General features: G+C 71.6%; 21 protein-coding genes. 1 reads left to right on the forward strand and 20 read right to left on the reverse strand.

Annotated elements, in window-relative coordinates:
- Positions 1-2: 2 nt before the first annotated feature.
- The 8 genes from IFT90_RS09025 to IFT90_RS09060 all read right to left on the reverse strand — a co-directional run bounded on the left by IFT90_RS09025 (position 3) and on the right by IFT90_RS09060 (position 15,751).
- Positions 3-2,084, reverse strand: coding sequence for a zinc-ribbon domain-containing protein (locus tag IFT90_RS09025; RefSeq protein ID WP_192041890.1), 2,082 nt, complete (start codon positions 2,082-2,084; stop codon positions 3-5).
- 8 nt (positions 2,085-2,092) lie between these two features.
- A complete protein-coding gene (locus tag IFT90_RS09030) occupies positions 2,093-4,456 on the reverse strand; it encodes a transglutaminase domain-containing protein (protein WP_192041891.1) in 2,364 nt (787 codons plus the stop codon).
- On the reverse strand, positions 4,453-5,904 hold the full coding sequence (locus IFT90_RS09035; RefSeq protein WP_192041892.1) for a DUF58 domain-containing protein: 1,452 nt from the start codon (positions 5,902-5,904) through the stop codon (positions 4,453-4,455). Before IFT90_RS09035 ends, IFT90_RS09030 begins: the two co-directional genes overlap by 4 nt.
- Complete coding sequence (locus tag IFT90_RS09040; RefSeq protein WP_123546296.1) at positions 5,901-6,872, reverse strand: MoxR family ATPase; 972 nt, start codon at positions 6,870-6,872, stop codon at positions 5,901-5,903. Before IFT90_RS09040 ends, IFT90_RS09035 begins: the two co-directional genes overlap by 4 nt.
- Positions 6,873-6,909: 37 nt before the next feature.
- A complete protein-coding gene (locus tag IFT90_RS09045) occupies positions 6,910-12,720 on the reverse strand; it encodes an Ig-like domain-containing protein (RefSeq protein WP_192041893.1) in 5,811 nt (1,936 codons plus the stop codon).
- 50 nt (positions 12,721-12,770) lie between these two features.
- Positions 12,771-14,201, reverse strand: a complete 1,431-nt coding sequence (locus IFT90_RS09050) for a protein kinase (protein ID WP_192041894.1) — start codon at positions 14,199-14,201, stop codon at positions 12,771-12,773.
- Between the two features lie 183 nt (positions 14,202-14,384).
- Positions 14,385-15,179 carry a protein phosphatase 2C domain-containing protein gene (locus IFT90_RS09055; RefSeq protein WP_192041895.1) on the reverse strand — a complete coding sequence of 265 codons (795 nt, stop codon included), beginning with the start codon at positions 15,177-15,179 and terminating at the stop codon, positions 14,385-14,387.
- Positions 15,176-15,751 (reverse strand): FHA domain-containing protein, encoded by a 576-nt coding sequence (locus tag IFT90_RS09060; RefSeq protein ID WP_192041896.1) that lies wholly within the window; start codon positions 15,749-15,751, stop codon positions 15,176-15,178. The genes IFT90_RS09055 and IFT90_RS09060 overlap by 4 nt, the downstream gene beginning before the upstream one ends.
- Positions 15,752-15,941: 190 nt before the next feature.
- On the opposite strand from IFT90_RS09060, the gene IFT90_RS09065 reads away from it, so the two are divergent.
- Complete coding sequence (locus tag IFT90_RS09065) at positions 15,942-16,502, forward strand: methylated-DNA--[protein]-cysteine S-methyltransferase (RefSeq protein ID WP_244638382.1); 561 nt, start codon at positions 15,942-15,944, stop codon at positions 16,500-16,502.
- Here IFT90_RS09065 and IFT90_RS09070 read toward each other — a convergent pair.
- The 12 genes from IFT90_RS09070 to IFT90_RS09125 form a co-directional block, all read right to left on the reverse strand.
- Positions 16,472-17,272, reverse strand: a complete 801-nt coding sequence (locus IFT90_RS09070; RefSeq protein WP_192041897.1) for a peroxide stress protein YaaA — start codon at positions 17,270-17,272, stop codon at positions 16,472-16,474. The two genes, IFT90_RS09065 and IFT90_RS09070, sit on opposite strands and share 31 nt — an antisense overlap.
- A 29-nt stretch (positions 17,273-17,301) precedes the next feature.
- Entirely contained in the window at positions 17,302-17,562 is a 261-nt protein-coding gene (locus IFT90_RS09075; protein WP_123546308.1) for a F0F1 ATP synthase subunit epsilon, read from the reverse strand.
- 2 nt (positions 17,563-17,564) lie between these two features.
- A complete protein-coding gene (atpD, locus tag IFT90_RS09080) occupies positions 17,565-19,025 on the reverse strand; it encodes a F0F1 ATP synthase subunit beta (RefSeq protein ID WP_192041898.1) in 1,461 nt (486 codons plus the stop codon).
- 39 nt (positions 19,026-19,064) lie between these two features.
- Entirely contained in the window at positions 19,065-19,964 is a 900-nt protein-coding gene (locus IFT90_RS09085) for a F0F1 ATP synthase subunit gamma (RefSeq protein ID WP_192041899.1), read from the reverse strand.
- A gap of 44 nt (positions 19,965-20,008) precedes the next feature.
- Positions 20,009-21,646, reverse strand: coding sequence for a F0F1 ATP synthase subunit alpha (gene atpA, locus IFT90_RS09090; protein ID WP_192041900.1), 1,638 nt, complete (start codon positions 21,644-21,646; stop codon positions 20,009-20,011).
- Between the two features lie 58 nt (positions 21,647-21,704).
- Complete coding sequence (locus IFT90_RS09095) at positions 21,705-22,499, reverse strand: F0F1 ATP synthase subunit delta (RefSeq protein ID WP_192041901.1); 795 nt, start codon at positions 22,497-22,499, stop codon at positions 21,705-21,707.
- A gap of 2 nt (positions 22,500-22,501) precedes the next feature.
- Complete coding sequence (locus IFT90_RS09100) at positions 22,502-23,062, reverse strand: F0F1 ATP synthase subunit B (RefSeq protein WP_123546317.1); 561 nt, start codon at positions 23,060-23,062, stop codon at positions 22,502-22,504.
- Positions 23,063-23,082: 20 nt separating this feature from the next.
- Positions 23,083-23,316 (reverse strand): ATP synthase F0 subunit C, encoded by a 234-nt coding sequence (atpE, locus tag IFT90_RS09105; protein WP_043594505.1) that lies wholly within the window; start codon positions 23,314-23,316, stop codon positions 23,083-23,085.
- Between the two features lie 71 nt (positions 23,317-23,387).
- Positions 23,388-24,194, reverse strand: a complete 807-nt coding sequence (gene atpB, locus IFT90_RS09110; protein WP_123546319.1) for a F0F1 ATP synthase subunit A — start codon at positions 24,192-24,194, stop codon at positions 23,388-23,390.
- A gap of 240 nt (positions 24,195-24,434) precedes the next feature.
- Positions 24,435-24,860 carry a hypothetical protein gene (locus IFT90_RS09115; protein ID WP_123546321.1) on the reverse strand — a complete coding sequence of 142 codons (426 nt, stop codon included), beginning with the start codon at positions 24,858-24,860 and terminating at the stop codon, positions 24,435-24,437.
- A complete protein-coding gene (locus tag IFT90_RS09120) occupies positions 24,857-26,137 on the reverse strand; it encodes an MraY family glycosyltransferase (protein WP_369878088.1) in 1,281 nt (426 codons plus the stop codon). Before IFT90_RS09120 ends, IFT90_RS09115 begins: the two co-directional genes overlap by 4 nt.
- Positions 26,134-26,811 carry an L-threonylcarbamoyladenylate synthase gene (locus tag IFT90_RS09125; RefSeq protein ID WP_192041902.1) on the reverse strand — a complete coding sequence of 226 codons (678 nt, stop codon included), beginning with the start codon at positions 26,809-26,811 and terminating at the stop codon, positions 26,134-26,136. The genes IFT90_RS09120 and IFT90_RS09125 overlap by 4 nt, the downstream gene beginning before the upstream one ends.
- Between the last annotated feature and the right edge of the window lie 14 nt (positions 26,812-26,825).

Consider the following 26,825-nt stretch of genomic DNA (forward strand, 5'->3'; position numbering starts at 1 on the left):
GATCAGCTCACGATGAAGAACTGCTCGCCGATCTCGACCCTCGTGCCGCGGGCCACGCGCACGCGCGTGCCCGGCTCGACACGTCGGGCGGGCTGCTCGTGGGGCCGCACGACGGTGCCGTTGCCCGACCACCGGTCGCTCACCCAGAGGGCCCCGAGCTCCTGCCCGAACTCGAGGTGGGTCTTCGAGACGGACTTGCCCGGGTCGGCGATGCGGACGAGGTGGTCGAACCGCTCCCCCGGCTGGGGCGACGGCGCCCGTCCGAGCAGGCCGGAGCCGTCGACGGTGACGCTCTCGCCCGTGCTGAACTGGAAGAGGTACTCCGTGCCGACGGGGCCCCTCCTCACGAGACGGGTCTCGTCGACGTCGTCGTCCGTGACCAGTCGGGAGCGGGCGTCACCGGCGAGGAGACCCGACAGGGCCGACGCCGGCGCCGCCGTCGGCATGGGAGGCAGGTCGGGGAGACCGGTCGCGCCGTCTCCTCCGGGCGCCCCTGCCCAGCGGCCGGGGACCGCCCCGGGCTGGACCGGCGGCTCGGACGACGGAGCGGTCGGGCGGTCGGCCTGTCGCTCGGGCGGCAGCTCGGCACGGTGCTCGTCGACGACCGGAGTCGCCTCGCCGCCCGCGTCGACGACGTTCTCGGGATCGGGCGCGGGCGCCGGTGCCGGTGCCGGTGTCGGTGTCGGTGTCGGTGCCGCAGCGCTCGGACGCCACTCGGGCGGCAGCGGGGCGACCGGTCCGGTGAAGGACAGCGCCACCGACTGCACGACGGCCCCGCACTCGGGGCAGAAGATGTCGTCCTCGTCGAGCAGGGCGCCGCAGTGCGTGCAGTGCTCGACGACCTTCTGCTGACCGGGCTCGACCAGCGGGACCGGTTCGCCGTCCGGCACCGGCGCGACCGCCGGGGAAGCGCCGGGGACGGCCCGAGGCAGCGGGGTCACCGGAGCCGTGTCGCCGGCCACGCCGTCGGGAGCGGGAGCCGGTTCGCGGAGGGGCACCGGGGCCACGGGGCCGACCGCGGACGGCCGCCCTGGCTCGGACGACTGCCCGGGCTCGGATGCGTCGGGACCAGGGTGGGGTGCCGCCTCGGACGAGTGCGAAGGCTCGGGCTCGGCAGCGTCCTCGCCGTCGTCGGCTCCGGGGACGGGCCCCGCAGGGTCGGCCGGTCCCGGCGTCTCGTCCGGCGCCGTCGAGGTCTCGGTCGTTCCCGGGGTGGAACTGTCGTGTCCGTCACCCGAGTCGTCCCCGTCGGCCGCAGCCGAGGTGCCGACGGCGCCTCCGTCCTCGGGACGCGCGCCGTCGTGCCGGACGCCGACCGGCGGGTCGGCTTCCTGGCCGGGCGCCTCGGCTGCGACGGCGTCCTCCGTCGGGCGGGCCGCGGGGGGCGTCTCGTCGTGCGGGGCCGGGACGTCGTCCTCGGAGGGCAGCCGCGAGAACGACGCCGTCCACAGGGGGGCCGACGTCGGTCGCGGACCGTTGTCGGCGTGCGGAGCGGGCGCACGCAGAGGTGCGGGCGCCGGAGCGGCCGCCGGCGCCACGGGCTCCGCAGGCAGAGGAGCCGGTGCCGGTGCAGCCGGCTCCGCGACCTCCGACGGCGACTGGGTCGAGGGCTCGGCGGACGACGGATCGTCCTGTCGCGCGCGGGCCTCCGCCTCGCGGTCGATGAGGGTCGCGTCAGCGCCCGTGGACTCGACCGACCGGGCCGGGACGATCCACGCGGGAGGCGCCTCCTCGGTTCCGGCCTCGACCGCGCGACGCTCGCCCCCTGCGCGCTCGTGCCCACGATCACGGTCGGGGGCAGCCTCGTCGCGTGCAGCCCCGACGGGTGCCTGGTCGACCGGCTCCTGCTCGACGCGGCGGTCTCGGACCCACCAGGGCGCGTCGCCCGACGTCGTGGGCCGCGGCGGCTGGCGCAGCTGCCACGCCGGCGGCTCGGCCTGCGCGCCCGCGCCTGAGCCGGTCCCTGCGCCCTCGTCGCGACGTGCGGCCGCCGCAGCGACGTCGGCGCTCGTGACGGCGCGGCCGCACACTCCGCAGAACATGGCGCCGACGGGCAGCGGGCTGTCGCAGGTGGGGCAGTGCATCGGGACCTCTAACGCTCGGGACGTGTCCCGCCATGGTATCCACGGAGCGAGCGGAGCGAGACCGCGGCCTTGGCGCGCTGCCACCGCGTCAGGTCGGCGTCGAGCGACCGGCGCATCTCGGCCACGGCCGCCCACACGCGGTCCGCGTCCTCGGCCGGCGGCGGCGTCGGGGCGAAGACGGCCCGGTCCGCGACGCGGGCCAGCACGGCCGGCCGGGCCCCGCCGACCGCCTGGGCGACCTCGCTCCGCGTCCCCGACCGCGGGGTCTCGATGCCGTGGTCGACGACGGCGTCCTCGAACTCGCGCCACCCGCCCGTGATCCTCGACGCGGCGTCGGGGGCACGACGTCGGGCACGGCGACGGCGCAGCTTCACCGCCACCACGGCCAGGAACGGCGCCGCGACCACCCCGGCGACGAGCGCCGTCCAGCCGAGCACCCGGACGACCACGAGCAGCACCGCCAGCCAGGCGGGCGCCGTGTCGGGGTCCTCCTGCTCGGACTGCGGCGGCGTCTGGTCGTCGCGCACCTGAGGCTCCTGCGGCGGCGGCTGGACGACCGACTCGGGGCGCGAGACCTCGCTCGGGTCCTGCACGACGTCCTCGGGGATGGGGCGCTCGGCCGGGACGGGATCGAGCGCGACCCAGCCCGCCTGGGCCGTGTCGACCTCGATCCACGCGGTGACGTCTCCCCCGCGCACCGGCACCGGGCCGGTCGCGTCGGCGAGCTCGTCGGCGTCCGGCACGAAGCCCATGACCACCCGCGAGGGGAAGCCGAGCTCGTCGGCCATCAGGGCCGCGGCCGTCGCGTACTGCTCGGCGTCGCCGACCATGACCGGGTCCGTGAAGAGCTGGGCGATGCGCGCCGACCCGTGCCCCGACAGGCTGATCGGCTCGTCGGCCCCGACGCCGTGGCTGATGTAGCCGTCCTCGGCGAGCAGGTCGAGCACGGCCTGCAGGCGGGCGCCCGGTCCCTGCACGCCGTCCACCGCCTCCTGCACGGCGTCGGTCAGCTCGTCGGGGACGGCACGGGGCGAGGGGACCCGGGCCGAGCCGGGCGTGAGGCCCTCCAGCTCGCCCTCGGCGGGCTGGTCGGGCAGCACCGCCTCCAGCCGGTAGCGGTCGCCCTCCTCGAGCCCGCCCACGACGGCGGCGGTGCCGCTCGTGTCGTTGTAGAAGAAGGCGTCGCGCCGGTCGGTCGCCGTCGGGCCGCCGAAGTCGATCGACTCGAACTTGCCGACCGTCGGCAGCCAGACCCCGCTGTACCCGTCGACGGTGACGGCGAGGGTGGTCTGGCGGCCGGACACCCCCGACTGGTCGAACACCGAGGGGACCCGGTCGAAGGAGCCGGACTCGCTCGTCACCTCGTCGCTGCCGACGGTGTAGGCGACGCCGTCGTACGTGTCGAGCGTCGCGAGGCGCAGCAGCTGGCCGGCCGCGAGCCCCTCGACCTCGAAGAGCGTCTCGTCGACCGTCGGGTCCTGCTCGTAGACACGGAACCTCGTCAGCGGGCTGACCACGTCACGGGGGTCGAAGGGCTGGACGACGACGGTCCGCGCGACGGTGCGCTCCGCGGCGGGCGGGACGACGGCAACGGCGCCCGCGGCGGCGGCTCCGGCGACGACGAGGGTGACCACCGTCCCGGCGACGGCCCTCCCGGCGACGGAGCCGTGTCCGTGCGCCCGTGCGCCCGCCGAGCCTCCCCCGAGGGCCTCGACGGCGAGCCGGCGACGACGGAGGCGCCACCAGACCACCCACGCCACCGAGACGGCGAGCACCGTGAGCCCTGAGACCACCGGGAAGAAGGCCTGTGCGGGGCCGAGGACGATGCCGGCCAGCCAGACGACGACGGGGCCGAGGGCCGCGAGCTCAGCCCGGCGGGACCGCAGTGCCGTGGTCAGCCCCACGACGGACGCCAGCAGCAGGAGGACGAACACGGGCACGAGCAGGGACTCGTAGCTGCCGACCGGCAGGGTGATCGTGACGATCTGCTTCCAGGCGAGAGCGGTGCCCGTGACGAGCTGGCCGAGGCCGCCGAGCGTCGGCACCACGCCCCACAGGGCCTGCGACGGGACGGCGAGCGGCACGCCGAGCAGCAGGTACGCCGCGACGGTGAGCACCAGCACCCCGAAGCTCGAGAGCCGCAGCACCGCCCCGGCGACGGCGACGACGCCGCCGACCGCCACCGTGACCAGGGCCAGCACGACGAACTCGGCGCTCTGGTAGACGGGCCAGAAGACCGCCGCGGCCGCCAGGAGGGCCAGGACGTGCAGCCCGCTGGCGAGCAGGACGAAGGAGGCGCGCAGCCGGGGACGGCGGACGCGTGTCCGGAGATCGCCCGGCCGGGACGCGGCGGGAGCCTGCGCGCCGCTCATGTGGCGGCCGCCCGGGCGAGCGACTTCTGCAGGTCCTCGAGGTAGCCGATGGTGAGGACGGTCAGGTCGCTGATCCGCGTCATCCCGGGCACGGCCTCGGGATCGCAGACGATGGCGACCGCCTCGACGCCGACCGGGAAGTGCAGGCCGGCCGAGCGCAGCTGGGTGAGGGTCGCGGTGCTGCCGACGACGAGGAACGCGACGGAGACGCCGGCGACCCGGTCGCCGGCCACCCGGGCGACGTCGACGATGCCGAGGGCCGACTCCGCGTGCTCCACGACCGCGAGGTCGTCGAGGAGGCGCGTGCGGGTCAGCGTGCTCAGCGACCGGATCTCGAGGGTCTTGCGCTTGGCGAACTCGGGCGTGCGCTCGCTGACGACGACGCTCACCTCGCGGGCGTCGCGCACGGCCCGCGCCCCGAGCGAGCCCGCGACGCTCACGGCCAGCTCGAACTCGTCGTCCGAAGCGAAGTCTGCGGTGGCCAGGCTGAGCGCGATGACGATGTGGCTCCTCCGGCTCTCCTCGAACTGTCGGACCATGTAGGTGCCGGTCTTGGCCGTCGACTTCCAGTGGATGTTGCGCCGCTCGTCGCCCGGCTGGTACTCCCGGAGCGCGTGGAACGAGATGTCGCTCGGCGAGAGGTCGCGGGTCGGGTTGCCCTCGAGGTCGCGGATGAGGCCGGTGCTCGTGCTCGGGATGCCGATGGTGCGGGGGTGGACGAACATCTCCGTGACCCCCGTCCAGTCGAGCTCCCGTCGCACCAGCCCGACGGCGTCGCCGCGGACGGTGCGGACGGGACCGACCCGGATGACGCCGCGCCGCTGGGTGGGGACCGAGAAGGTCTCGGTGACGCTGTCGCCCCCGCGGAGGCCGGGCAGGCTGATCTCGGCGAGACCGGCCCCGACCGGGATCTCGACGGAGACGCCGAGGATGCGGCGGCGGGTCGGGTTCTCGACGACGACGCTGCCCGAGGCGGGCTCCCCGACCGTGACGCGCTCGTGCGGGATGTCGAGCGCCACGCGGAACGCGTTGCGGCCGATCAGGCTCAGTCCGGCGACGACGAGCACGACGAGCGAGGCCCAGGCGACCACGACGAGCTCGAGCCAGCCGAGCAGGTAGCCGACGACGAAGCCGACGGGCACCACGACGAGCACGGCCCAGCCGACGGGCGTCACGACGCCCGAGACCGCCCGGAACGCCCGGGTCAGCCACGCCCGGGCAGAGCGGAGGAGGCGCACGGCGAGGACGAGCGCGTCGGCCACGGGCCCGGAGCGGTCGCCCACGATGCGGGTGCGCGCGTTCGTGAGTCCCTGGGTCCCCGTCGCGAACCCGCCGTCGAAGCCCGTCCGCGACTGCGTACGGCCGCCGCGGGTGTGCGTCCGGCCGCGGGACGCGTCGCGGTCCCGACGTGCGCGGCTGTCGGTGCTGCCTGGTCCGGCGTCGCTCACACGGCGATCCGCTCGGAGGGCGGCGGCGTCTCGATCAGCAGCTGGCTGACGATGCTCGACGGCGTCACGCCGTCGAACTCCGCCTCGGGGTCGAGCACCAGCCGGTGGGCGAGCACGGGCTCGGCGAGGGCCTTGACGTCGTCCGGGACGACGTAGTGGCGCCCTTGGGAGGCGGCGTAGGTCTTGGCGGTGCGGACGAGGGCGAGGGCGCCTCGCACGCTGACGCCGAGCCGCACCTCCTCGGCGGTCCGGGTCGCCTCGACGAGGCGGGCGACGTAGTCGCTGATGGTCGACTCGACGTGGACGGTGCGGGCGAGCTGCGCCATCTCGGTGACGACCCCGGCCTGGACGATGGGGCTGAGGCTCCCCTCGTGGACCCGGGTCGCGGAGCCCTCGAGGATCCGGACGGTCGCCGCGTGGTCGGGGTACCCGATCGACGTCTTCATGATGAACCGGTCGAGCTGGGCCTCGGGCAGACGGTACGTGCCGGCCTGCTCGACGGGGTTCTGGGTGGCGATCACCATGAAGGGGCTGCCGACGTCGTGGCTGACGCCGTCGACCGTGACCCGGCTCTCCTCCATGACCTCGAGCAGCGCCGACTGGGTCTTCGGGCTGGCCCGGTTGATCTCGTCGGCGAGGACGATGTTGGAGAAGATCGGGCCTCGGTGGAACTCGAACTCCCCCGCCTTCTGGTCGTAGATGCTCACGCCGGTGATGTCGCCGGGCAGCAGGTCGGGCGTGAACTGGACGCGGTTGCTCGTGCCCTGCACGCTCTGGGCGATGGCGCGGGCGAGCGACGTCTTGCCCGTGCCGGGGAAGTCCTCGAGCAGGAGGTGCCCCTCGCTGAGCAGCGCCGTGAACGACAGCCGCACGACGAACGTCTTGCCCAGGAGGACCTGGTCGACGTTCGCGACGAGGCGCCCGAAGATCTCGGAGAACCAGGTCGCCTGCTCGGGGGTCATGCTCATGCGGTGTTCGTCTCTCTCGTGGTGGTGTGCGTGGCCATCATCCTGCAGAGCACGCGGTCTCCAGGTACTTGGGATCGTCGTAGGTCGCCCCGTTCGCCTCTACCGTGCTGACCACGCGGACAGCGTCGGCGTTCGACGGGACGACGGACGTGCGGGTGTACGGAACATCATCATCCGGCCCTGCCGACGCCCACTCCCTGGCCAAGGGGATGCCCGCGACGTCGAGGGTGACGAGTCGGAACTGGACCGACATCGACGTGAGGAGCGCCTCTGACGCGTTCCGGGGATCGACCACGTCGAGTGGCTGACCGACGTTGCAGATCGCGCTGGGTGCCCGCGTCGTCAGCGGGACGGCCGAAACCGCATCCGAGGCCGGGCCGCACTCGACACGCGTCGCGCCGGAACGACATCCTCGGAAGGCCACGGTGACGATCGAGCCGTTCACGGCGTCGTTGGCGATCGTCCGATCCCCGCCCGTGGGGACGTCTCCCCATGCGCCACCCGCGACGCGGTACTGGTACTTGTCGACCGCACCCGAGGCATTGACCTGATCGACGGCCAGCTTGAAGAGTCCGGAATCGCCGGTCGAGACGACTCGGACGGTGCCGGTGGCTTTGCCCGGGGGCGTGACGCTCTCGGTGGCAGCGATCGCCGAGGAGCAGAACAACCCGTTCGAGGCGACGACCGTGTAGGTATAGGACCCCTCTGGCGGCGAGTCGTCGACGACCGTGGCCGAGGTGTTCTCGACGATGCGCTGCCCCGACGCGGTGCATCCTTGTGCAGGGGCTGCACTGCCGCTCTGGCGGTAGACGGAGAAGGTCATCGTTGCGCCCCCGGCCGCGACGGGCGCAGTCCAGCGAACGGTCGCGTCGTTGGCCGTCGCCGTCGCCGTGACAGCGAAAGATCCGGGCGTCCCCACGGCCGTTCCGCGCGCGACGCCGCTCCGTGCCCAGTCGGCTTCGCTCGAGACCTGCGCCCGGTTCTTCGCGTAGACGCGCACGTCGTACGCAGCGCCCGGTGTGCCTGCGAATGAGGCCGTCGTGGTCGACGAGGTGATCGCCCCAGGGGCGTCCGCCGGACCGGTGACCTCGATCACGTAGCCGCCGGCACCCAGCACGGGGGTTCCCCGCTCTGGCTTGGACACGGGGTTCCAACGGACGACGAGCTCGTTCGGCGTCGTGGACGACGGCGTCACCGTGACGCCGGTCGGCGCGGCCGGCACGAAGTCGGCGCTGTACGAGGGGCTGGCCGCGCTGGGAGCCGAGTCGCCGAGGCCGTTCGTGGCCACGACCGTGAACCGGAACGTCTGCTCGGGGTCGAGGTCGGTCAGCGTGCACACCGTGGTGAGTCCGCAGTCCTTCGAGTACGAACCACCCGCGCTGCCGGTGCCCGTCAGGCGGAAGCGCGTCAGGGGCGAGTTGTTCGCCTGGGGCGCGGCGTAGCTCAGGGTCAGCTGCCCGCCGGTGAAGACGCCCGTTCGGACCGGTGCCGCCGGAGCGTCCGGGACGTCCTGCACGGAGACGGTCACGTTGCCCCACACGTACCGGTCGGGGTCGTCCGTGACGTCGGCCACGCGGTACTGGAGGTTGGTGTCCCCCGGCTGGGCGCCCTGCCCGACGGTGACGGCGAGGGTGCGGTTGTCGGCGCTAGGCGTGACGGTGACGCCTGCCGGCAGTCCGCCTCCGCCGAGCCCGCGGATGTCGACGACCCGCAGCGGCTGGCCCGGGAACGGGTTGGTGGCCTGGTCGTTCGCGAGCACGTCGATCGAGGCCGAGGTGCCGCGGCGCACCGCCTGCGTGTCGGCCGCGGGCTGCGCCAGGGGCCTGCTCGAGCCGACGACGGCCAGTCGGATCGCCCCGGACTGGCCCGTCGTGACGGCGTCCGCCACCGACACGGGCAGCGCCCGCGTGGTGCCCTTGGGCGTCCCCGAGTCGGCCGTGATCGTGATGTCCCGACCGGAGACGCTGACCGCGAAGCCGGGCACCGCCTGGGCGTCGGCGCTCCAGCGGAGCTCCGAGAGGTCGTCCGGGTACGGGTACGAGGTGAGGCGCTGCAGGTCGAGGGTCCGCGACTGCCCCGGCTCGAGGTCGACGGAGGTGCCGGTGAAGGTCGGCGGCTGGTTCTCCCGCGGGGTCACCGTGATGGGCAGGACCAACGTCGCCGTGCGGCCTGACGGGTCGTCCGCGGACGAGCCGTCGGTCACCTCGAACGAGACGGACGCCGTGCCGAAGTAGAGCTCCTCCGACGTGTAGGCCAGGGTGGTCGGGCCGACGACGAGGTCGGAGCCGTCGGCGTGCGTCGCCCTGACCGACTCCTCGTCGGTCAGGCGGATGCTCTTGCCGCCGGCGGCGATGACGTACCGGGTGAGGTCGATCGTCAGCCGGTCGCCGCTGACGACGGTGAGCGGACGTGCGGTCTTGTCGAGCTGCGGCAGCGCGTCGTCGAAGCCCGGGACCCGGACGAACGCGTAGGTGCGGACGGCAGGGTCGTCGGGGTGCGACACCGAGAACGGGATGATCTGGCTGGAGTCGGTGATCGTGACGCGCACGCGGCGGTCCGGCGTGATCTGCGAGGTCGTGTCGTAGCCGGGCTCGAGGTCGAGGCCGAGCGAGGAGACCGGGCCGTCGGCGAAGAAGACGTTGGTCAGGACGTTGACGTCGACCGACTGCCGCCCCGCGATGTCGCTGAGGTCGAGCACGGTGTCGTCGACGACGGGGTGGTTCAGCGGCGCGTCGGCGTCGACGTTCACCGTCACGAAGCTCGAGCTCGAGCCGCCCTGTTCGTTCTCGACGGTGTAGACGAGTCCGTACTGCCCCTCGGCGGCGGGCGGCCGCACGGCGATCATCGTCCCGTCGACGACCTCCGCGGTCGTGTCCGCGTCGTTGGCCTCGACGCCGGTGACGGACAGCGCCCCGCCGTCGGGGTCCGAGTCGTTGTCGAGCACGCGCACGGTGATCGTGCCGCCGGGCCGCATGGTCACGTCGTCGGCCACGGCGATGGGGTTGCGCGAGCCGTCGGCCCGTGCCGAGATGCCGATCCGCACCTTGCCGCTGGCGCGGGCGCCCAGGCCGTCGACGACGGTGTAGCTGAAGGTGTCGGTGCCCGCGCTCGTGCCGTTGGCCTGGTACTCGATCGAGTCCGTCCCGACGCTCGTCACGCTGCCCTTCTCCGGGTTCGTGCCGACGCCGAGCAGCGAGACGCTGTCTCCGTCGGGGTCGACGCCGTCGAGGGGCACGGTCACGCGGACGGACTCGCCCGCGACGACCCGGGCCGTCACCGTCTGGGGCACGGGCGGGTTGTTCGTCGCCACGTCGGCCTCGCGCACCGCGATGGTGACCTGCGCGGTGTCGCGTTGACCGTCGCGTCCCTCCACCGCGTAGACGGCGGTCACGTTCCCGGGCGTCGTCGGGGCGAGGTACCGCAGGATCGAGCCGGACGCGAAGAGCAGCCCGCCGTCCGTCGGGACGTCCTGGACGAGGTCGGGCACGAGCGTGATCTCGTCGCCGTCGGGCTGTTCGTCGTTGGCCAGCACGTCGATGTCGATCGCGTCGCCGACGCGCACGGTGACCTGGTCGTCGGTCGCGACGGGCGGCTGCGTCTGCGAACGCCGCGGCGTCTCGATGACGGTGACCGTGCCCTCGGCCGAGGCCAGGCCGTTGGTGACCGTGTAGGTGAAGGTGACCGGTCCCCCGTCGAGGGGCGCGGCCAGCGTCAGGCGCAGGTACCGCTGGTCGAGCGTCTCGACGCGGACGCCGGACGAGAGGGGGACCTCGGAGGTGGACGTCACCATCAGCACGTTGCCGGCAGGGTCGTGGTCCGTCGCCACCACGTCGAGGGTCTGGGTGCTCAGGGTCTCGACGAAGACCGTCTTCGGCGTCGTGACGGGCGGGCTCGACGGATCGGGCGGCGACTGGACGTCGACCCTGATGGTGCCGGTCGCGGTCTGGTCGCCGTCGGTGACGGCGTACTCCAGGTTGTGGGTGCGGACCTCGTCGCTGACGAACCGGAACGTGCCTGCCTCGTAGCTCGGCGTGACGGTCGAGCCGTTCTTCGCCGGCACGCTGTTGAGCCGGATGGAGCCAGAGCCCCCGCTCGCGTACGGGAGGGGCCGCACCGTGATCTGCTGGCCCGCGTAGGCCTGCACGGAGAAGGAGTCGGCGGTGAGCGGCGACGACCCCGCGACGCGGATCGTCATGCTCCCCCGGCCCTCGACCTCGCCGTCCGAGACGACGAGCCCGACGTCGAGCGTCGTGGCGCCGGCGCCCGCGTCCTGGTACACGACGTCGCCCGACGGCTTGTAGGAGACGCCCTCGCCGCCGGCGGCACTCGTCAGGTAGAACGCGTCGCCGTCGGGATCGACCCAGTCGCCGAGCACGGAGGTCGTCACGCGCCCCGATGACGACACGTCGGCCGAGGTCCGCCGCACCTGTGCCGGCGGGCTGTTCTCGCCGGGCGCACGCACGGTGACGGTCACGGTCGCCGTCGCGGTCGCCCCGCGCCCGTCGCTGATCGTGTAGTCGAAGCTGAACGACCCGGTCGCCTCGTCCGTGAGGGTGAGCAGCACCTGCTGGCGGTCGTTCACGACGTCGAGGCGGCCCGTCGCCGGGTCGAGGTCGGACACCTGGTCGACGACGAGGGGGTCGCCGTTGGGGTCGTAGTCGTTCAGCAGGACGGAGAGGGTGCTGGCCCGGCCCGGGCGCGCGCCGAGGTCGTCGTCGATCGCCACCGGGGGCTTCTGGTCGGGATCGAGCTCGGGCGGCTCGTCGGTGGTGTCGTTCTCTTCTTCTTGCTGCTCGTCGTCGCGGTCGAGGAGCTCGTCCCAGTTGTCGATCAGCTGGCCGCGGCTCTGCACGGCCCAGCTGCTGCCCCCGACGGGGTCGCTGAGCACGGCCCGACGACCGTTGACGTCGAAGACCAGGGCGGCCGCCCCCGGGACGCCGTCGAGCTGCATCACGCCGCCCCGAGCCCGCGAGCAGTCGCTCCACGCGGTGCCGCCCGACCAGGCCGCGTACGTGCACGTCCCGACGACGGCCGGCCGTGCGGGCAGCCCCGTCTGGTCGGTGACGACCTCGCTCGGCTCGCCCCCGTCGAACGGGACCCGCAGGAGCGACGTGCTCGTCGCCACCAGGACGCCGTCGCCCTCGTCGGAGGCCTGCTGGAGCGCGAGCCCGCCCGCGGCGGAGCTCGAGAGGTCGACCTCGTCGCCGTCCACGACGAGACGCCCGGCCTCGACGTCGAGCACGGCCCAGTGCGTGCCGACGCTCGTGACCTGGTGCTCGCCGGGGCCCGTCAGGGACGTGGACCGGGTCGAGTCGACGTCGAAGGCGTCGCCGGGGTCCACGCGCGACACGTCGCCGCTGGCGGCCGAGAAGACGGTGACCGTGCCGTCCGGGGCGACGCTCGTGACGGCGTCCTCGCCGAGGCTGAGGTCGGCATCGTCCTCCGCGCTGAACGTCGCCAGGTCGGAGACGGGCAGGCTCCACAGCTCGCCCGTGCCGCCCGACACGACCACGGCCCGGTCGCCGGACAGGAGGACGTCCGGCGAGTCGGGCGGCAGGGGCACGCTCTCGCCGATCGTGGAGGTCGCCGGGTCGACGATGCCGACGGTCGCGCTGCTCCGGTCGACCATGAGGACGGCGTCGGACGACTGCGCGACGGACAGGTCGCCTCCGGTGCTCCTGACGGCCGCGTTCAGCTCGGCGACGTCGGTGTTCGCCCGGCCCAGCGCCGTGCGCGAGCCGTTCGCGACCCAGACGGTGCCGTCGTCGAGATCGAGTCGCTGGGCCTCGTAGCCCGTGCTGGCCACGGCCACGGTGACGACGAGCGCCGTGATGGCGACCACGCTCACGCCGGTCGCCACGGCGGACCGACGTGACCGGGCCCAGGCGCCGAGGCGCGTCACTCGCCGCCCCCGGCCACGGCACACTGCTCGCCGCTCGGCTCGCCGCTCTGGCCGGCCCGGTTGACGCTCACCGTGATGCAGAGCTGCTCGCCCGTCTCGGAGGCGCTGGCCACGAAGCGGTTGGACGTCTGCTGGCTCGTGTCCGAGCCCGTCGAGATGATGTAGGCGTCGCCCGAGCGGAGGCCCGGGTCGCTCCACGTGAACACGACGGACGAGTCCTCGGCCGTGGCCGAGATCTCGGAGACGCGCGGGATCTCGGTCGACGTGGCCCGCACGAGGACGAGCGTGGCCGTCGCACCCAGGCCGATGGCGACGACGGCCGCGGCGACGAGCGACCAGACGAGCACGAGGGCACGACGGCTGCGGGGTGCTTCTCGGGTCCCCGTGCTGCGCGGCACCGCCCGGCTGTGCCCGAGTCCCGAGCCGTGGACGGCCGCCGCCTGCGCCTCCGTCACGCGACGGCGTCGGCGGCGACGTCGGGTCGACTGCACCGGGGCGGCACCGCGGAGGCGCGTCCTGTCCTCGAGGTCGGCCACCGTCGCGAGGGCCCAGTCGTCGACCGCGACCTCGATCGGGGTCTGCCCCACGCCGAGCTCGGACTCGACCTGCTGCAGCTCGCGCAGCAGCTCGAGGACGCTCGCCTGCCGCTGCTCCGGTCGCCTCGACATCGCCCGGGCGAGGATGCGCTCGAGGCTCGCGGGGACGTCGGTGCGACCGGTCGGCGCCAGCTTCGCCTTGTCGATCCGTCCGATCAGGTCGGAGGCGCCGTTCTTGTCGCTGCCGAGGATCTCGAAGGGGCTGCGGCCGGCGAGGAGCGAGTACACGGTCGCGCCCAGCGACCAGACCTCGGACTCGATCGTGCCGTTCGTCTCGTCGAGGAGCACCTCGGGCGCCGACCAGGGGATCGACATGCCCACCGCCTCCTGCGGCTCGCTCTCGCTCAGCGAGGCGGCGATGCCGAAGTCGGACAGGACGGGGTGTCCGTAGGCGGTCATGAGGATGTTCGAGGGCTTGACGTCGCGGTGCAGCACGCCCTGCCGGTGAGCCGTCTCGACGGCGCTGCCGATCTTGACGCCGATCCGCAGCACGTCCGCGACCGGGATGCGGTCGCGGCGGTAGCGCTCGCTGAGCGACGACGAGCAGAGCTCCATGACGAGGTACGGGCGGCCGTCGGCCGACACGCTCGCCTGGTACACGGTGAGGATCGAGGGGTGCGCGCTCAGCTGGGCCATGAGGTTGGCCTCGGCCTGGAACATCTGGCGGACCTGGTCGTTGACCACCTCGCTCAGCATGACCTTGACGGCGACCTGGCGCCTCGGCATGTTCTGCTCGTAGAGGAAGACGTCGGCGAAGCCGCCGGAGCCGAGCACGTGGACGTGCGAGAAACCGGGCAGCACCGGCGGCGGGGACGGCAGTCGTCGTGCCACGTCACCCTCCTCGGCTGTCTCCGGCGTGCGCCCGCGCAGGACGCGCCGACACGCTGCCGGCCCTCGCCATTGTAGGTCGGGCCCTCGGGGGCCGTGCCCCGTTCGGCTCGGACGGGGGACGACCGACGCTCCCCCACTTCGGGGGAGGAACGACGCCCCGACGCCTGTGGACGACGGCCTCGGCTAGGCCTCGGGCAGCTCGGTCGCTGTACCCCGGACGTCGACCACGACGGCCGTCACGTTGTCGCGTCCGCCGGCCTCGACCGCAGCACGGACCAGTGCCGTGGCCGCGGCGTGCGACTCCGGCTGCTCGGCGAGCACACGCTCGATGTCGGGGCCGGACAGCTCCTTGGTCAGCCCGTCCGAGCAGACGAGGAGGCGCAGGCCGGGACGGGCGGGGATCCGCCAGTAGTCGGGACGCTGGTCGACGTCGAAGCCGACGGCCCTCGTGATCACGTTGCTGTCGGGGTGGGACTCGGCGTCCTCTGCACGGAGGAGGCCCGCGTCGACCATCTCCTGGACCACGGAGTGGTCGACGGTGATCTGCTGCAGGGCGCCGTCGGCGACGAGGTACACCCGCGAGTCCCCCACGTTGAAGACCGTGAACTCGGCCTCGCCGTCCTCGCCGGAGAGGAACACGCCGGTGGCGGTCGTGCCGACCCCGAGCTCGGTCTCGGCCGCGGCCACGGCGAGGTCCGCCGTCGCACGCCGCAGCGCCTCCTCGAGCTCGTCCGTGCTCAGGCTGTCCCGGACCGCCACCTCGGCGATCCGCCGCACCACCGCGTCGCTGGCGACGTCGCCGGCGCTGTGCCCGCCCATGCCGTCCGCGACGACGAAGACCGGCGCCTCGGCGACGTAGCTGTCCTCGTTGTGCGCGCGGCGGAGGCCGACGTCGGTCACGCCCGCCCAGTCGATCGACAGGCCGGGCGCGTCGGCGGCGAGGGGGTGGGCGGTCGTGGGGCGGCCGAGCTCTGTCACGGGCGAGGTCCTTCGTGGGCTGAGGGTCGGGGAGGCGGGAGGATCTCGAGGAGGTTGCCGTCGCCGACGTCCACTATGGTCCCTGCCAGCACCACGGACGACTCGCCCTGCCGGAGAGTCACGGGAAGGCGTCCGGGCATCGTCACGACCGTGCCGTTCGTCGAGCGCAGGTCGGTGACGACGACGGTCGCGCCCACCTGCTCGACGCGGACGTGGCTGCCCGAGACCTCGCCGGTCGGCGAGGGCACGACGACGAGGACGATCGGGGCACCGGTCGGGACACGCGGGGCAGCCGGTCGTCGGCCGACGACGACAGGGCCCTCGAGCCGACGGGCCTCGCCGCCCACGCGGAGCGCGTGCACCCGACGGGCGGCCTGCGCGGGCGGGGCAGGAGGCGGGGCAGGAGGCACGGGCGGTGCGCTGCGGCGCTCGTCGTGGGTGCTGGCGCGGGGACGCACGACCGTGTCGTCGTCCGGCACCGTCGACGTCGCGGCCCGACGGACGACGAGCACGGTGTCGTCGAGCACGGTGTCGTCGAGTTCCTCGCCGTCGTGCTGATCGGGTCGTGTCACGGTGTCCTCACGAGGGGATGGTCGAGGAGGCGCGTCACGCCTCACGACAACGCTACCGGTCGATCGCTCGCCCACCTCCGCGCGTCGCGCCTCCTCGTGTGGCCCCTCCCCAGGAACGGCCGAGCTCGCCCTCTCCACAAGTGCCGCCGCCGAGCACGACCTCGCGGGAGCACCTCCGTAGCGTGCCCCCATGCCCGACCTCACCCTCGTCCCTCCGCTGGCGCCGGGGCTGCACGACGACCCGGGCGACGTGCGCTTCGTGCGGCTCCACTCCCCCGTCGGTCGCATCGAGATCCACAGTCGGCGGGACGCCGTGGAACGCGTCCTCGTCGACGACGGACGAGGCCTGCCCCACGACGGGCTCGTCGAGCACTCGGACGACCTGCTCGAGGCCGCCCGACGGCAGGTGCACGACTACTTCGACGGCCGACGTCGTCAGTTCGACCTCCCTGTCAGGCCGATCGGCACCGCCTTCCAGCTGTCCGTCTGGTCGGCGCTCGTCGCGGTGCCGTGGGGGCTGACGACGACCTACGGGCGCCTCGGCGGTGCTGTCGGCAGCCCGCAGGCCGGGCGGGCCGTCGGCGGCGCCGTCGCGTCGAATCCCCTGCCGTTGCTCGTCCCGTGCCACCGGGTCCTCGGCCGGACGGGCGGCGTCACCGGCTACACGGTGGGCCGGGGCGTGCCGACCAAGCAGTGGCTGCTGCGCCACGAGGGCATCGTCTACCGGATCGGGCCCGTGCCGGTCGTCTGACCGGGGTCCCCGAGCAGCGACTCGGACACCAGGACGAGCTCGCCCTCGGCCGACGGCTCGAGGACGATGCCGGCCCTCCGGGCCCACGCGAGGAGGTCGTCCAGCCCGGCGAGCTCGGGGCGGTCCTGGAGGAGGCGACGGACGAGCAGCCCCTTCGACTTCTTGTTGAAGTGGTTGAGGGCTCGACGTCGACCGGACGCGTCGGACACGACTCGGACGAAGACCGACCCGGGGCGTGGAGCAGGCCCGAGCGTGACGTAGCCCTCGGAACGGAGGTCGACGACGAACTCGCCCGACTCGACGACCTCGGCAAGGACGGACGACACCGAGGCGGACCAGGTCGATCGCAGGGACCCGGCCGGCAGACGGGAGTCGTGGGACAGCCGGTACGCGGGGATCGGGTCACCCGCCCGGACGAGCCCGAACAACGCAGAGTGGACGGCGATGTGCTGGTGAGCCCACCGCCAGCCCGTCTCGTCCAGCTCGTCGACCTCGACAGGATCGAACAGGACCCCGGTGTACCGCGCGAGGGCAGGCATCGTCGGCGCGGACTCGACCGTCCTGTTGCGGTCGACCTCGTCGGCGAGGCGAGGTCCGAGCTTGAGGCCGGACATCATCGCTGCTCGATCGGACGAGAGAGCCAGGAGGCGGTCCGTCACGTCACGCCGGACCTCGCTCAGCTGCGGGAACGACAGGGACGCGAGGTCGAGGCCGGACATGCCGCTGCCCCCGTCGAGTTTCGTCTCGGACGGGGGCAGCAGGAACAGCACGGTGGATCAGGAGGAGGTGCGAACGGGTGTCAGGCCAGCTGCGCGTTGCGCGCGACGACCGTGACCGTGTCGTTCTCGACGGACAGGAACCCGTCGTCTGCGGTCGCCTCGACGGTCGAGCCGTCGGTCAGGCGGACGCGGACCTTGCCCGTGGCCAGGATCGCCAGGAGAGGCTCGTGACCCGGCAGGATCCCGATCTCACCCTCGGCGGTGCGGGCAACGATGGACGACGCCTCGCCCGACCACACCTCGTGGTCGGCCGAGACGACGCTCACGGTGAGAGCAGCCACGATCAGCCGTTCTCCTTCTGGATCTGAGCCCACTTCTCTTCGACGTCGGAGATGGACCCGACGTTGAAGAAGGCCTGCGTCGCGACGTGGTCGAACTCGCCGTCCGCGATCGCCGTGAAGGACTCGATGGTCTCCTTGAGGGGGACCGTGGAGCCCTCGACACCGGTGAACTTCTTCGCCATGTACGTGTTCTGCGAGAGGAACTGCTGGATCCGGCGCGCACGCGCGACGGTGATCTTGTCCTCCTCCGAGAGCTCGTCGACACCGAGGATGGCGATGATCTCCTGGAGTTCCTTGTTCTTCTGCAGGATCGCCTTGACGCGGATCGCCGTGTTGTAGTGCGCCTCGCCCAGGTAGCGGGGGTCGAGGATGCGGCTGGTCGAGGTCAGGGGGTCGATCGCCGGGTAGAGGCCCTGCGACGCGATCTCTCGCGACAGCTCGGTGGTGGCGTCGAGGTGCGCGAACGTCGTGGCAGGCGCCGGGTCGGTGTAGTCGTCGGCCGGCACGTAGATCGCCTGCAGCGAGGTGATCGAGTGACCGCGCGTCGAGGTGATGCGCTCCTGGAGCACGCCCATCTCGTCCGCGAGGTTCGGCTGGTAGCCCACCGCGGACGGCATGCGGCCGAGGAGCGTCGAGACCTCGGAGCCGGCCTGCGTGAAGCGGAAGATGTTGTCGATGAAGAGCAGGACGTCCTGCTTCTGCACGTCACGGAAGTACTCCGCCATCGTCAGCGCCGACAGGGCGACCCGGAGGCGCGTCCCCGGCGGCTCGTCCATCTGGCCGAACACGAGGGCGGTCTTGTCGAACACCCCGGCCTCGTCCATCTCGGCGATGAGGTCGTTGCCCTCACGGGTGCGCTCGCCCACGCCGGCGAACACGGACACGCCGCCGTGGTCCTGCGCGACACGCTGGATCATCTCCTGGATGAGGACGGTCTTGCCGACACCCGCACCGCCGAAGAGGCCGATCTTGCCGCCCTGCACGTAGGGCGTGAGCAGGTCGATCGACTTGATGCCGGTCTCGAAGAGCTGGGTCTTCGACTCGAGCTGGTCGAAGGCCGGGGGCTTGCGGTGGATCGGCCAGCGCTCGGTGATCTCCACCTGCTCGTTGCCCTCGAGGTTGAGGATCTCGCCGGTGACGCTGAAGACCTTGCCCTTGGTGACGTCGCCGACGGGGACCGAGATCGGCGCGCCGGTGTCCGTGACCTCCTGGCCGCGGACGAGTCCGTCGGTCGGCTTGAGGGCGATGGCGCGGACCAGGTCGTCGCCGAGGTGCTGGGCGACCTCGAGGGTCAGCTCGCTGCTCGTGTCGCCGATCGTGATCGTCGTGTGGAGCGCGTTGTACACGCCGGGGATGGCGTCGTGCGGGAACTCGATGTCGACGACGGGGCCCGTGACCCGGGCGACTCGCCCGACGCCGGGAGCCGACTCGGTCGCGACCGGCGCGGTTGCGGTGTCAGTCATGGCTTCTCTCTCTTCGGATGGTGATGCTGGGGGGCAGATCTACTTGGCCGAGCTGAGGGCGTCTGCGCCGCCCACGATCTCGGAGATCTGCTGCGTGATCTCGGCCTGGCGAGCGTTGTTCGCCAAGCGGGTGAAGTCCCGGATGAGGGTGTCCGCGTTGTCGCTGGCGGCCTTCATGGCCTTCTGGCGAGCAGCGTGCTCGGACGCCGCCGACTGCAGCATCGCGTTGAAGATGCGGCTCTCGATGTAGACCGGCAGGAGCGAGTCGAGCACCTCGGTGGCGTCGGGCTCGAAGTCGTACAGCGGCAGGATCTCGTCGTCGGCAGGTGCCTCGACGCCCTCGACGACCTCGAGGGGAAGGAGACGGACGACCTCGGGGACCTGGCTGACCATGTTCACGAAGCGGTTGTAGACGATGTGGATCTCGTCGACCCCGCCCTCGGACGCGGCGGTGAGGAACTTCGACACGACTGCGTCGCCGATCTCCTTCGCGGTCGCGAACTCGGGCTGGTCGGTGTTGCCCGTCCAGATCTGCTCCGAGTCGCGCTTGCGGAACGCGAAGTAGTTCTGCGCCTTGCGGCCGACGAGGTAGAACACGACGTCCTTGCCCTGGCCGCGCAGCAGCGTGGCGAGCTGCTCGGCCTCCTTCAGCGTGTTCGAGCTGAAGGCGCCGTTCAGGCCACGGTCGGACGTGAACACGACGACCGCGGCACGCTCGACGGTCGCGGGCTCCGTGGTGAGGATGTGGTCGACGTCCGAGAACGTCGCCACGGCCGAGACCGCACGCGTGATGGCTCGCGAGTACGGCCCGGAGGCCTTCATCCTCGCCTGCGCCTTCTGGATGCGCGAGGCCGAGATGAGCTCCATCGCCCGCGTGACCTTCTTCGTGGTCTGCGCGGAGCGGATCCTCTGGCGGTAGACCCGTAGTTGGGCTCCCATGACTCTCCTGTTGTCTCGTCAGTCGTGATCGTCGGTCGAGCGCGTCAGCGCTTGGCCTTGACGATCTTCTCCTGGTTGACGTCGGCGGCGTCGGTGGCCTCGAACTGCTCGGTGCCGACCGAGGCGAGGGGCTTGCCCTCTCCCGTCTGGAACTCCTGCTTGAAGGCGTCCACGCCGGCGCCGAGCGCCGAGACGATGTCGTCCGACAGGACGTTCTTCTCACGGAGGTCCGACAGCACCGAGGTGTTGCGGCCGAGGTAGTCGAGCAGCTCGCGCTCGAAGCGGAGCACGTCGGGCACGGGGACCTCGTCGAGCTTGCCGTTCGTGCCGGCCCAGATCGAGACGACCTGGTCCTCGACGGGGTACGGCGAGTACTGCGGCTGCTTGAGCAGCTCAGTGAGACGCGCACCACGGGCGAGCTGACGACGGCTCGCGGCGTCGAGGTCGGACGCGAACATCGCGAAGGCCTCGAGCGAGCGGTACTGGGCCAGCTCGAGCTTGAGCGTTCCCGAGACCTTCTTGATCGACTTCAGCTGGGCGTCGCCGCCGACTCGTGAGACCGAGATGCCGACGTCGACAGCGGGACGCTGGTTGGCGTTGAACAGGTCGGACTGCAGGAAGATCTGGCCGTCGGTGATCGAGATCACGTTGGTCGGGATGTAGGCCGAGACGTCGTTCGCCTTGGTCTCGATGATCGGGAGACCGGTCATCGAGCCGGCGCCGAGCTCGTCGGACAGCTTCGCGCAGCGCTCGAGCAGGCGCGAGTGCAGGTAGAAGACGTCGCCGGGGTAGGCCTCGCGGCCCGGCGGGCGACGGAGGAGCAGGGACACGGCACGGTAGGCCTCGGCCTGCTTCGACAGGTCGTCGAAGATGATGAGGACGTGCTTGCCGCCGTACATCCAGTGCTGGCCGATGGCCGAGCCGGTGTAGGGGGCGAGGTACTTGAAGCCCGCGGGGTCGGATGCCGGAGCCGCGACGATCGTCGTGTACTCCATGGCGCCGGACTCTTCGAGGGCGCCCTTCACGGACGCGATCGTCGAGCCCTTCTGGCCGATGGCGACGTAGATGCAGCGGACCTGCTTGTTGACGTCGCCCGACTCCCAGTTGGCCTTCTGGTTGATGATCGTGTCGATCGCGATCGCCGTCTTGCCGGTCTGGCGGTCGCCGATGATCAGCTGACGCTGGCCGCGGCCGACCGGGATCATGGCGTCGATGGCCTTGATGCCGGTCTGCATGGGCTCGTGCACCGACTTGCGCTGCATGACGCCGGGGGCCTGGAGCTCGAGGGCGCGACGCCCCTCGTTCGCGATCTCGCCGAGACCGTCGATGGGCGCACCCAGGGGGTCGACCACGCGGCCGAGGAAGCCGTCGCCGACGGGGACCGAGAGGACCTCGCCGGTGCGGGTCACCTCCATGCCCTCCTCGATGCCGGAGAACTCGCCGAGCACGATCGTGCCGATCTCGTCCTCGTCGAGGTTCTGGGCGAGGCCCTGCGTGCCGTCCGCGAAGCGGATGAGCTCGTTGGCCATGACGCCGGGGAGACCCTGGACGTGCGCGATGCCGTCAGCGGCGTCCGTGACGTAGCCGACCTCGGTCGTCGAGGCCTTGGACGGGTCGTACGACGACACGAAGTCCTTCAGCGCATCGCGAATCTCATCGGGGCTGATCTTGATGTCTGCCATTGTGATTCCTATTCGTAGCGAGGCTTCAGGGGGCCTCGAGTCTGTGTGGGGTGCGTGCCTAGCCGGCGAGCTGGAGGCGGAGCGCGCTGAGCTTGGTGGCGACGGTCCCGTCGATGACCTCGTCGCCGACCTGGACGCGGAGCCCGCCGATCACGGCAGGGTCGACGACCTGGTTGATGCGGAGGCTACGCCCGAACTGTCGGGACAGACCCTGTTCGAGGCGGGCCGCGTGTGCGTCGTCGAGGACGCGCGCGGTCGTGACCGTGGCGACGAGCTGGTCCGACTGGTCGGACACGATCTCGGCTGCCGTGCGGAGGAGTTCCCCGATCCGACGGCCGCGGGGCTGACGGACGAGGTGGCTGACGATCGTGTTCGTCTGCTCGCTCGCGCGTCCCCCGAGGAGGCGCTGCACGAGGCCTGCCTTCGCCTCGGGGTCGCTCAGCTTGGTGCCGATGGCGAGCTCGAGGGAGGAGTCGGAGCGGACGGCCGCGTCGAAGGCGAAGAGCTCGTTCGCGATCGTGCTGCCGTCGGGGATCGTGGAGGCGACGACACGGATGCCGATCTCCTCCATGCCCGCGAGGAGATCGCGCTTCGAGGACCAGCGGCGGCCCACCACGGACAGCACCAGCGCACGCGCCGGCTCGGTGAAGGCACCGAACACGCGGTCGACGAGCTGCTTCTTGGTGGCGGCGTCGACAGCGGGGTCGGCGAAGTAGGCCTGCAGCTGGACGTTGCCGCCGATGACCCGACCGGCGTCGAGCACCTGCTCGCCCGTGGTCAGGTCCGCGGCACCGCCGAGATCGGCGAGGGTGGACCTCGCCGACCCGAGCGCCTCACGGGACATGGAGCCCATCGTCAGCGGCCCGCCTTCGTGTTCTGGTCGGCCTCGAGGTCGGCCAGGAACCGGTCGACGACGGCGGATGCCTTGGCGTCGTCCGCCAGGGACTCGCCGATGACGCCCGACGCGAGGTCGATGGCCAGCGAGCCCACCTCGGCACGGAGCGACGCGACGGCAGCCGCACGCTCGGCCTCGATCTGGACGTGGGCGTTCGCGGTGACGCGATCGGCCTCGGCCTGTGCCTGCTGCTTGAGGTCGGCGAGGATCTCGGCGCCCTCGGCACGAGCGGCCTCACGGATGCGAGCCGCCTCGGCGCGGGCGTCGGCCAGCTGCTTCTTGTACTCGTCGAGGGCCTTCGCCGCCTCGGCCTGTGCGGCCTCGGCGTGGGCGATGCCGCCTTCGATGCGCTCGGCACGCTCGTCGAGGATCTTGCGGAACTTCGGGATCGCGAAGATCCCGAAGAACGCGGCGATGACCACGAAGACGACGAGAGACCAGAGGATGTCGTAACCGGCGGGGAAGAAGACGGCAGCCCCTTCGGGAGCACCGCCCTCGGCCGCGAGGATCGTCTCGATCATCGGTGTGTCGTCCTAACTGATCAGGAGAAGATGAAGCCGGCGGCGAGGCCGATGAAGCCCAGCAGCTCGGTGAACGCGATGCCGAGGAACATCGTGACCTGGAGGCGGCCGGCCAGCTCGGGCTGACGTGCCATGGCCTCGACGGTCTTGCCCGCGACGATGCCGATGCCGATGCCGGGGCCGATCGCTGCGAGGCCGTAGCCGACGGTCGCGATGTTGCCGTTGATCTCAGCGAGGATCGTGGTGGTGTCCACTTGTGTTTCCTTCCGGTTGGGCGGGGCTCGTCAGGCGACGGGCCCCGTCGTTCTTAGTGTTCGTTCGACGCTCAGTGTTCGTTCGACGCGGCCTGTTGGATGTAGACCGAGGCGAGGAGCGTGAAGACGTAGGCCTGCAGCACGGCGACGGCCATCTCGACGATGGTCATCACGAACCCGCCGATGAGGGTCAGGGCGCCGAACGCCATGAACCCACCGCTCATGCTGAAGAAGAAGAAGTGCGTCGCGGCGAAGCAGAGCACGAGGAGGAGGTGGCCGACCATCATGTTCAGCAGCAGTCGCAAGGCCAACGAGATGGGCCGGACGATGAAGATGTTGATGAACTCGATGGGCGTCAACAGGATGTACATGTACCACGGCACACCGGCAGGGAACAGCGCGTTCCGGAAGAAGGTCGCCCCGCCCACCTCGCGGAAGCCCGCGTAGATGAACATGACGTACGCGACGACGCCGAGCAGCAGCGGCATGGCGACGACGGAGGTGCCGGCGATGTTCAGCCCGGGCACGATGCCCGTGATGTTCATCGCGAAGATGCCGAAGAACATCGCGGCCAGCAGCGGCAGGTACTTCCGGCCGAGCTTCTCGCCGAGGATCTCCTCGACGATCTGCACGCGGACGAAGTCGAGGCCGAGCTCGGCGATGCTCTGGCCACGGGACGGCACGAGGCGCCCCTTGCGGAGGGCGAGCCAGAAGAGCAGCAGCATGACGGCGATCGCGAAGAGGCGGACCAGCATGATGCGGTTCAGCTCGAAGGGGGTGCCTTCGAAGAAGATCGCGGACGGGAAGAACTCGTCAAGAGTCGGGGCGTGGAATCCCCCGTCTCCGTGGCCGGTCTCGGCAGCGGAGAGCAGGTTCACAGCGTTCGCTATCAGCGCTATCTCCTGTGTCGGGGCGAGCACCCTGAAGTGTCGCGACGATTGGTGGGGTTGTCATCCGAACCCGCAGAGAATCGCGGCCGGGGAACGGTCATGACTCTATCAAGGTATTCGGCGCTGGCACGAATCGGCGGCGGTCTTTTCATGCCCTGCAAGGAACATGACCCGGCCGCCGCCGCACACGGGCCCGGGAGGGCCTCGTCGTGGTGGTCCGTGGACCTGTCAGTCCTGCGGCGCGGGAGGCAGGACCGCGTCGCTGACGTTGCCGAGGCGACCGCGGACGACCACCAGGGCGTCGATGGCGAGAGTGCCGATGATCGACACGACGAGGGCCAGGAAGAGCACGACGTCGTTCACGAACGGCTGGTCCTTCACGAGGACCAGCAGCACGACGAAGATGACGAGCTTGAGCAGCCAGGCGCCCATCACGATGCCGAAGAAGGCCGCGAGGCGGAACCGGATCGCGATGAGCATGCTCGCCGCGGTGATGCCGGCGAAGACGACGGCGAGGGCCACCCCGACGAGCGCGCTCCAGAGCCCGTCCGTCCCTGCGAGGGCGTACCCGAGACCGCCTCCCACCACGGCGATCGCGAGGGCCAGGAAGCCCGTGTAGGTGAGGATCTTGGTGAAGATCGATCGGGCGTTCATGGGCGTTCCTCCGGGGGTGTCAGTTCGGGCACCACGGCGTTCTGCGCCGTGTCGGTGTCGGACGGGTCGAGGACTCCGGCGGCCTCGTCGAGCGGGTCGAAGCGTCCCGACTCGCTCGCCGCGAGGTCGGCGGTGCGGGTGCTCTGGACGGCGACCTCGACGCGCTTCCTGCGGCTCAGCGGCGCGAGGGTCAGGGCAGCGCAGACCACGAGGCCGACGCCGAGGAAGAGCCCGACGAGCCAGGCGGGCTTGACGAAGAGGAACATCAGGCAGCCGACGGAGACGACGAGGGTCCACGAGTAGAAGATCAGCACGGCCTGGAAGTGCGAGTGGCCCATGTCGAGGAGGCGGTGGTGCAGGTGCTTCCGGTCCGCCGTGAACGGCGACTTGCCCGCACTCACGCGGCGCAGCACGGCGAGTCCGAAGTCGAGGAGGGGCACGACCAGGACGGCGAACGGCAGCAGGATCGGGATGAAGGCCGGCAGCAGCGCGGACCGCGAGATCGTGGCCGGGTCGATCTGGCCCGTCACGGAGATGGCGCTGGTCGCCATCACGAGGCCGGTGAGCAGGGCGCCCGCGTCGCCCATGAAGAGCCGTGCGGGATGCCAGTTGAGCGGGAGGAAGCCGAGGCACGCACCGATGAGGACGGCCGTGAGCAACGCAGCCAGGTTGAAGTACTCGGTCTGGCCGATGGTGATCGAGATGACGAAGCTGTAGATGAAGAACACGCTGTTCGCGATGATCGTCACCCCGGCGACCAGCCCGTCGAGGCCGTCGATGAAGTTGACCGCGTTCATCACCAGAACGATGGCCAGGATCGTGAGGATCAGCGACATGTAGGGAGAACCGATGGCGAGGCTGCCGCCGATCGGGAGCGACACCAGCTGGACGCCCTGCCACGCGAGGACGCCCGCCGCGATGATCTGGCCGGCGAGCTTGGTCATCCAGTCGAGGTCGTAGAGGTCGTCGACCACCCCGATGACCACGATGATCGTCGCCGCGCCCAGGATGGCCAGCGGCGGGCCAGGGTCCGCGAACACGAGGCGGAAGTAGTCGACGCCGGAGATCAGGGGGAAGACGAACCACGCCGCGAGGAGGGCGACCACGACCCCCGCCCACATCGCCACTCCCCCGAGCCGCGGCGTCGGCGTCTGGTGGACGTCTCGCTCGCGGATCGTCGGGTAGAGCTTGAAGCGGAGGCCGAGGCGCCAGACGACGACGGACAGCACGAAGCTGACGACTGCTGCGATGACCATCGCGAGCAGGTAGTACCTCACGCGAGGGCGTCGGCCCCGACGACGCGTCTGATCTCGGAGTCGGGCAGGACGCCGTGCCGGACGATGCGGACGACGCCGTCGGACGCACCCGTCGCGTCGACGATCGTCGAGCCCGTGTTGGCGCCGGGCCGCCGTTCCCAGCCGCTGCCCACGGGCCCTGCGTCGAGGTACACCGACACCGAGTCGCCCAGCATGTCGAGGGCCGCCTGGGCGGTCTCGGCCGCGGCACGGCCGGTGAGGTTGGCGCTCGAGACCGCGAGCGGCCCCGTCTCCTCGAGCAGCTCGAGGGTGAGCGGGTGGCTCGGCACGCGCAGGGCGACGGTGCCCCGGGTGTCGCCGAGGTCCCAGCTGAGGGACGCCTGCGCGCGGAAGATCACGGTGAGCGGCCCCGGCCAGAACTCGTCGAGCAGCGGCCTGACGACCTCGGGCACCGTCGAGGTGAGCGCGGCGAGCGTCTCCTGCCCCTTGATGAGGACGGGAGGCGGCGACTGGCGGCCCCGCCCCTTGGCGTCGAGGAGCTTCTGCACGGCGCCGGCGTCGAACGCGTCGGCGGCCACGCCGTAGACCGTGTCGGTGGGCAGGACCACGAGCTCGCCCCGGCCGATGGCGCCGCGTGCTCGACGCATGCCGGCGAGGAGCTCGGAGTCGACGGAGAGGTCGTAGAGGGAGGCCATGACCTGACGATGAT

This window comes from Frigoribacterium sp. CFBP 8766 (assembly GCF_014841435.1).
Taxonomy (GTDB): Bacteria; Actinomycetota; Actinomycetes; order Actinomycetales; family Microbacteriaceae; genus Frigoribacterium.

What these genes read in the sequence shown, in the direction of transcription:
- atpA (WP_192041900.1), bottom strand. Translation starts at nt 21,646, where the DNA reads ATGGCAGACATCAAGATCAGCCCCGATGAGATTCGCGATGCGCTGAAG.
- IFT90_RS09100 (WP_123546317.1), bottom strand. Translation starts at nt 23,062, where the DNA reads ATGATCGAGACGATCCTCGCGGCCGAGGGCGGTGCTCCCGAAGGGGCT.
- IFT90_RS09040 (WP_123546296.1), bottom strand. Translation starts at nt 6,872, where the DNA reads ATGAGCATGACCCCCGAGCAGGCGACCTGGTTCTCCGAGATCTTCGGG.
- IFT90_RS09065 (WP_244638382.1), top strand. Translation starts at nt 15,942, where the DNA reads ATGCCCGACCTCACCCTCGTCCCTCCGCTGGCGCCGGGGCTGCACGAC.
- IFT90_RS09125 (WP_192041902.1), bottom strand. Translation starts at nt 26,811, where the DNA reads ATGGCCTCCCTCTACGACCTCTCCGTCGACTCCGAGCTCCTCGCCGGC.
- IFT90_RS09095 (WP_192041901.1), bottom strand. Translation starts at nt 22,499, where the DNA reads ATGGGCTCCATGTCCCGTGAGGCGCTCGGGTCGGCGAGGTCCACCCTC.
- IFT90_RS09115 (WP_123546321.1), bottom strand. Translation starts at nt 24,860, where the DNA reads ATGAACGCCCGATCGATCTTCACCAAGATCCTCACCTACACGGGCTTC.
- IFT90_RS09030 (WP_192041891.1), bottom strand. Translation starts at nt 4,456, where the DNA reads ATGAGCGGCGCGCAGGCTCCCGCCGCGTCCCGGCCGGGCGATCTCCGG.
- IFT90_RS09085 (WP_192041899.1), bottom strand. Translation starts at nt 19,964, where the DNA reads ATGGGAGCCCAACTACGGGTCTACCGCCAGAGGATCCGCTCCGCGCAG.
- atpD (WP_192041898.1), bottom strand. Translation starts at nt 19,025, where the DNA reads ATGACTGACACCGCAACCGCGCCGGTCGCGACCGAGTCGGCTCCCGGC.
- IFT90_RS09025 (WP_192041890.1), bottom strand. Translation starts at nt 2,084, where the DNA reads ATGCACTGCCCCACCTGCGACAGCCCGCTGCCCGTCGGCGCCATGTTC.